The organism is Nocardioides sp., from assembly GCF_036274455.1.
Classification (GTDB): domain Bacteria; phylum Actinomycetota; class Actinomycetes; order Propionibacteriales; family Nocardioidaceae; genus Nocardioides.
Window position 1 is genome coordinate 1 of sequence record NZ_DASUFR010000119.1, and the last position, 6,539, is coordinate 6,539.

Annotated in this window: 7 protein-coding genes; 4 read left to right on the forward strand and 3 right to left on the reverse strand. The window is 71.0% G+C overall.

Annotated features, from left to right (window positions below; genetic code table 11):
* Both VFV89_RS11210 and VFV89_RS11215 read left to right on the forward strand, forming a co-directional pair.
* A partial coding sequence (locus VFV89_RS11210; RefSeq protein ID WP_329706020.1) for a fatty acid desaturase occupies nucleotides 1-941 on the forward strand: 941 nt, incomplete at its 5' end.
* A gap of 10 nt (nucleotides 942-951) precedes the next feature.
* A complete protein-coding gene (locus VFV89_RS11215; RefSeq protein WP_329706021.1) occupies nucleotides 952-1,530 on the forward strand; it encodes a TetR family transcriptional regulator in 579 nt (192 codons plus the stop codon).
* 64 nt (nucleotides 1,531-1,594) lie between these two features.
* On the opposite strand, the gene VFV89_RS11220 is transcribed toward VFV89_RS11215, so the two are convergent.
* The 3 genes from VFV89_RS11220 to VFV89_RS11230 all read right to left on the reverse strand — a co-directional run bounded on the left by VFV89_RS11220 (nucleotide 1,595) and on the right by VFV89_RS11230 (nucleotide 4,192).
* Nucleotides 1,595-2,359 carry an ABC transporter permease gene (locus tag VFV89_RS11220; RefSeq protein WP_329706022.1) on the reverse strand — a complete coding sequence of 255 codons (765 nt, stop codon included), beginning with the start codon at nucleotides 2,357-2,359 and terminating at the stop codon, nucleotides 1,595-1,597.
* The gene (locus tag VFV89_RS11225) at nucleotides 2,356-3,360 is read right to left on the reverse strand and encodes an ATP-binding cassette domain-containing protein (protein ID WP_329706023.1); all 1,005 of its coding nucleotides are present in this window, start codon (nucleotides 3,358-3,360) and stop codon (nucleotides 2,356-2,358) included. The genes VFV89_RS11220 and VFV89_RS11225 overlap by 4 nt, the downstream gene beginning before the upstream one ends.
* Before the next feature lie 70 nt (nucleotides 3,361-3,430).
* A complete protein-coding gene (locus VFV89_RS11230; protein WP_329706024.1) occupies nucleotides 3,431-4,192 on the reverse strand; it encodes a maleylpyruvate isomerase family mycothiol-dependent enzyme in 762 nt (253 codons plus the stop codon).
* A gap of 60 nt (nucleotides 4,193-4,252) precedes the next feature.
* On the opposite strand from VFV89_RS11230, the gene ppgK reads away from it, so the two are divergent.
* Nucleotides 4,253-5,005, forward strand: a complete 753-nt coding sequence (gene ppgK, locus VFV89_RS11235) for a polyphosphate--glucose phosphotransferase (protein ID WP_329706025.1) — start codon at nucleotides 4,253-4,255, stop codon at nucleotides 5,003-5,005.
* Nucleotides 5,006-5,245: 240 nt separating this feature from the next.
* Nucleotides 5,246-5,935 (forward strand): hypothetical protein, encoded by a 690-nt coding sequence (locus VFV89_RS11240; protein ID WP_329706026.1) that lies wholly within the window; start codon nucleotides 5,246-5,248, stop codon nucleotides 5,933-5,935.
* The last annotated feature ends 604 nt before the right edge of the window (nucleotides 5,936-6,539 follow it).

Below are 6,539 nucleotides of genomic sequence, written 5' to 3' on the forward strand. Positions count from 1 at the left end.
ACATCGAGCACAACCGCGGTCACCACGTCCGGGTCGCGACACCCGAGGACCCGGCGTCGGCGCGCCTGGGCGAGAACTTCTACCAGTTCTGGCCGCGCACGGTCATCGGCTCCCTGCGGTCGGCGTGGAACCTGGAGAAGAACCGGATCGCCCGTCGCCGGCGGCACCCGTTCCGGATCTCCAACGACGTGCTGAACGCCTGGTTGATGTCGGCGGTGCTCTGGAGCGCGCTGATCGCGTGGCTGGGTGTGGGCATCACGCCGTACCTCGTGCTCCAGGCCGTTGTCGGCTTCACACTGCTCGAGGTCGTGAACTACATGGAGCACTACGGCATGCTGCGGCAGAAGGTCGGTGTCGGCGAGCGCCGGCGCTACGAGCGGGTGGACCCGTCGCACTCGTGGAACTCCAACAACATCGCCACCAACGTGCTGCTCTACCACCTGCAGCGGCACAGCGACCACCACGCCAACCCGACCCGTCGCTACCAGTCGCTCCGCGACTACGAGCAGTCACCGGTGCTGCCGACCGGGTACGCCGGCATGATCGTGCTCGCGATCGTGCCCGCGGTGTGGCGCCGGGTGATGGACCCACGCGTGCTGGCCCACTTCGACGGCGACATCTCGCGCGCGAACCTCTCACCGCGCAAGCGCGACCGGATCCTCGCGGCGTACCCGCCCCCGGCGCGCGGCGACAGGGTGCCGGCCGAGGAGCTGGGCGCGGAGCAGGCGGCGCAGCTGGAGGTGCTGGCCGCCCAGTGCCCCGGGTGCGGCTACACCTACGACGTCGTGACCGGCGACGAGCGCGAGGGGTTCGCAGCGGGCACGGCCTGGACCGACGTACCCGACTCGTGGTGCTGCCCCGACTGCGGCGTGCGCGAGAAGGTGGACTTCATCCCCGTCGACCGCTCCGTCGCCACGGCGGCCCGGCCCAGCGGTCACTAGCCTCGTCACCGTGACGACCCGGCCGGTGACCATGCGCGACCGGGTCATCGACGCGGCGATCACGCTGACCACCGACGACGGCTGGTCCCGGGTCACGATGGCCCGGCTGGCCGACGCGGTCGGCGTCAGCCGGCAGACCGTCTACAACGAGGTCGGCAGCAAGCCCCGGCTGGCGGAGGCGATGATCCTGCACGAGCTCGACCGGTTCCTCGGGCTGGTCACGCTCGCCTTCGACGCCCACCCGACCGACCTGGTCGCCGCGATCCGTGACGCGTCCCGCGCCGTGCTCGTCGCCTCCCAGGACAACCCGCTGCTGCACGCGATCGTCTCGGCCACCCACGGCGCGGACACCGAGCTGCTGCCGCTGCTGACCACGCACGCGGGCACGCTGCTGTCGACGGCCAAGGCGGTGGTCGTCGACCGAGTCGCGCCCTACGACGTCGAGCTGTCCGCCTCCCAGCTCGATGCCGCGATCGACGCGGTGGTCCGCGTCGTCCTCAGCCACGTGATGCAACCCTCGGCGACGCCGGAGCAGACCGCGGACGGCATCGCGTGGATCGCGGCCCGCGTGCTCCGGCCCTCGGGATAGTCCCAGACGTTTCCAACGCGGCTCCCGCACGCGACCGGTGAGAAGGGTCTGGGACTACCGGTGCCTACGCGTTCTCTTTCCTGAAGACAGCCGTCCCCCACCAGAAGGCGAGCACGAAGATCGCCACCGCCGAGGTGGTGCCCCACAGCACAGTGCCGTCCCCGACGTTCCCGGTGAACACCGCGCGGACCGCGTCGACGATGTAGCGGAACGGCATGAAGTCCGAGAGCCGCTGGAGCCACTCGGCACCGAGGGTCATCGGCAGCAGGATGCCGCTGAGGAGGAGGACCGGCATCATCACGATGTTGATCACCGGGGCCATCACGTCCTCGCTCTTGGTCGAGAGCGCGAGGGCGTTGGAGGCCGCCGCGCAGGCACCGCCGACGATCAGCGTGATCAGCACGCCGAGCGCGACGCCGCCGATCGGGCCGCGCATCCCGATCACGTAGCCGAGCCCCACCAGGATCATCGCCTGCACGAACAGCTGCAGCACGTCACGCGACAGCCGGCCGACCAGCAGCGCCGACCGCGCGGCCGGGGTCACCCGCTCGGCCTCGATCACGCCCTCGCGCCACTCCCCGATCAAGGAGAAGCCCGCGAAGAAGGCCCCGAACATGCCGAGCTGCACCAGCAGCCCGGGCACCAGGAACGTGTAGGCGTTGTCCGTGCCGGCGTCGAACTGGCTGACCAGAGGCTTGAGGAGCGGCCCGAAGAGCAGGAGGTAGAGCACCGGCTGCATGATCCCGATCAGCACCCAGGCGGGGTTGCGGAGGTTCATCCGGATCTGGCGCCGGAAGACCACCGAGCACTCGCGCACGTACGTCGTCATCGCTGGTCTCCTTCGACCGTCTCGTCGGCGGGGTTGGCGGTCTCGTCGGCGTCGCGCAGCGAGCGGCCGGTGAGCGTGAGGAACACGTCGTCGAGCGTGGGTCGCATCACCTCGATCGACTCCAGCCCGACGCCGGACGCCTCGAGGTCACGCAGCAGCCCGGGGACTGCCTTGCCGGCGCGGGCCACCCGCCCGCGAAGCGCGAGGCCGTCGACCTCGACGTCGTCGCTGATGCTGGCGAGCTTGTCACGCGCGGTCACCACCTGCTCCTCGCTGCCGACCTCCAGCGCGACCAGGTCACCCGACACGTTGGCCTTGAGGTTGTCCGCGGTGTCACTGGCGACGATCTCGCCGCGGTCGATGATGACGATCCGGTCGGACAGGGTGTCGGCCTCGTCGAGGTAGTGCGTCGTCAGGAACACCGTGGCGCCCTCGTTGTCGCGCAGTCCGGTGATGTGCTCCCACAGGTTGGCGCGCGCCTGCGGGTCGAGCCCGGTGGTCGGCTCGTCGAGGAAGACCAGCGACGGCGAGTGGATGAGTCCCATGACGATGTCGAGGCGGCGCTTCTGGCCACCGGACATGTTCGCGGGCTTGCGGCGCCAGAGCCCGTCGAGCTGGAACTTCTCGAACAGCTCCTGCCCCTTGGCGACCGCGTTCTTGCGCGACATCCCGTAGAGCATCCCGTGGTCGGTCACCTCGTCGCCGGCGTAGGCACCGGAGAACGTCGAGCCCACCTGCGAGCAGTAGCCGATGCTGCGCCGCACCTGGACCGGCTCGGTCGCCACGTCGTACCCCGCCACCCGGGCGGTGCCCGCCGTCGGCTTGAGGAGCGTGACCAGCATCCGCAGTGTCGTCGTCTTGCCGGCGCCGTTGGGCCCGAGGAAGCCGACCACCTCGCCCTCGGCGACGTCGAGGTCGATTCCGTTGACCGCGTGGACCTCCTTCTTGTTCTTGCCCTGTCCGGTGTGGAAGGTCTGCACGAGTCCTCGTGCCTCGATCATCGGCTCTCCTGGGTCGGGTCGGTGTCGTGCTCAGGAAGGACTCCGAAGAGGAGCCGGAGTCATCGGTCGTTCACGACCATGTCACGGCGGTGAGCGGCTGCCACTGCTCCGGCGGGTCGGTGCGGTTCCAGAGCCGCAGGTGGAGCTCGACCGCACTGCCGGTGAGCTCCCAGTCGGGGTCGTCCGGCGGCTCGTCGCCCGTCGTCCGTCGGGTGGTCACCGCGGGGCGCGGCCCCATCGAAACGTCCCACCAGTCCGGCAGGTCGTCGGGACGAACGACGAGCAGCGCCTCGTCGTCGCAGCGCAGCCGCGACCGGGGCCTGGTCAGGAACCCGCAGAGCAGCTCGTCGATCCCGTCGCCGGCCAGCTCGGCGTCGACCCACACCTCGTCCGCCTCAGGCGCGCGGCCGAGCGAGGCCGCAAGCGCGTCGATGGCGTGCATGGTCGTCTCGTGGCACTGCCGTCGCGCCCAGAACCGCCGCGCCGGGGGTGCGTCGTTGAGGAAGACGAACGTGGTGAGGTCCTCCGGGGCGGCGATGATCTCCCGGGCCAGCTCGTCCGCCCCTTCCTCCAGCCAGGCCAGTGGGTCGGCGGAGGTCCGCCCGGCGTGCTCGAAGGCGGCGACCTCGTCGTCCATCGGGGTCTCCCGGCGCACCAGTGCGCGCGCCCACCGGTGCACCATCCCCTGGTGGGCGACGAGGTCGAGCACGTTCCAGTCCGGGCACGTGGGTACCGCGGCGTCGAGGCCGGCCCGTCCGGCGTAGGCCACGATCGCCGTTGCGGCTTCGCGGAACCCGTCGAGGTGACGGGAGAGCTCCAGGTGGGTCGGCACCGGTCGAGTCTGACTGCGGCCTCGGTCCACGAGCGAACGATTTCTGAATAGGTTGGATGAATGGTTGCGAACCTGCCCTTCGGCATCGACTTCGGTGGCACTGGGATCAAGGGCGCGCCCGTCGACCTCGACAAGGGCGAGTTCGCGGCCGAGCGCGAGCGGATCAGGACACCGTCGCCGTCCACGCCGCAGGCGGTCGCCAAGGTCTTCGTCGAGCTGTTGGGCAAGTTCCCCGACTCGGGGGGGCCGGTCGGCGTGACCGTGCCCGGGGTGGTTCGGCACGGCGTCGTGCGCTCGGCGGCGAACATCGACGAGGAGTGGATCGGCACCGACGCCGACAAGCTGTTCACCGACGCGACCGGCCGCGACGTACACGTCGTCAACGACGCGGACGCCGCCGGCCTGGCCGAGGTGCGCTACGGCGCCGCCAAGGGCCACGCCGGCCTGGTGATCGTCACGACGCTCGGCACCGGCATCGGCTCCGCACTCGTCTACAACGGCGTGCTGGTCCCCAACTCCGAGCTCGGCCACCTCGAGATCGACGGCCACGACGCGGAGTCCCGCGCCGCCAACAGCGCCCGGGAGCGCGAGGAGCTCTCGATGAAGGACTGGGCCAAGCGGCTCACGACCTACTACCGGACCCTCGAGATGCTCTTCTCCCCCGACCTCTTCGTGGTCGGCGGCGGGATCAGCAAGGAGTCCGAGGAGTTCCTGCCGCTGGTCGACATCGAGACCGAGATCGTCCCGGCCACGTTGCGCAACCAGGCCGGCGTCGTCGGCGCGGCGCTCTACGCAACCGAGGAAGGCGAGTAGTGCGACGTTCTCCTACGCGACGTTCTCCTACGCGACGTTCTCTTGCCGAACAGTTCCGCATGAGACCATCTCGCGGCCGACGAACCGGCGGGAGCGGCCACGTGGCCGGACGCCGCGGCACACCACCAGCCTCGCCGAGGCGGCCGGACCGGTAGGCAACAATGGAGTGCACGGGGCTCCCTCGGGGGATGTTCCTGCTCTTGGGGGAGCTTCAGGGGGTGCTGGGGGGAGATGGCCGAGGTGGACGCGCGCCCGCGGGTGCGGGACGCGCTCGTCCTGGCCGTGCTGGCCGCGGTGATCATCGGCGGCCTGGTCCACTACGGGCGCCACCTGGGCGAGGACGAGCCACGAGCAGGTGGCCACCCAAGCATGGCGACGCCGTCACCGACCGGTGGGGACACCGCCGAGCTCGACAGCGCGCCGCCGACCGACCCCGGAGCGCCGGCGAGCACCACCGGCGGCACCTGCTGGGACGGCCGCGAGGCCTCCTCCCTCCGGCTGTGCGGCCTGCCCGCGGGTGCCCGCGGGCTTGCGTGGGTGTTCCCCTCCTTCGCGCGTGACCGCGAGCAGTGCCACAAGGCGCGTCCGAACGCCGACAGCTATCCCGTCATCGAGTCCTACGAGTGCTTCCAACGCGCGCTCGGCCAGCCGGTGACGGTGACCTACGACCAGGTGAAGGACCCCGGTCAGGTCGAGCGGTGGCTGCTGGCCCGGCTCGGCCCCAACCACCGCACGGAGCTCCCCGGCGCCCACGGAGGGCGCTGCATCTTCAAGGACGGCGCCAGCCGGCCGGCGCGGATCACCGGCATGTACGAGCGGTTCCCCTACGTCGTCTCGGTCTACGCCGACAGCGCGCAGGCAGCCGTCCGGGCCTGGGAGCGGATCGTCAAGCAGCGGCCCACGACGACGGTCCGCGGGATCCGGGCCTGAAGCGACGACGGCGGCTGAGGTGCGAGGCGCCCCAGCGCCGAGCCTCGAAGCCAGGTGACCCGAGGCTGGGACCCACCCCGGGTGCCTTCCATGCGGAGGCTTCGAGGCTCGGCCGTGACCGGCCTCGCACCTCAGCCACCCTGGCCAGTGGGTGGCTTCGCTGCGGGGGTCTCGACAGGCTCGACCGGCGGGGGCCAGTGGGTGGCTTCGCTGCGGAGGTCTCGACAGGCCCGACCGGCGGGGGGCCACTCCCGACCCGCCCACCGCTCATCGAGCCTGTCGAAATGTCCGCAGCCGGCGCTGGAAACTCGCCCCGGTGCGATCGCTGCGGGGGTCTCGACAGGCTCGACCGGCGGGGGCCCGGCAGGTGCCCGGGCTGCGGAGGTCTCGACAGGCTCGACCGGCGGGGGGCCGGTGGGGGGCTTCGCTGCGGAGGTCTCGACAGGCTCGACCGACGGGCCAGCACAGGCGACTAGCGCGCCCCGCGGATCGCCTCGGCCACGGCCTTCGGCACCTCGGTGTTGAAGACCGTCGGGATGATGAAGTTCGGGTTCAGCTCCTCGTCGCGCACGACGTGCGCGATCGCCTCGGCGGCGCGGAGCAG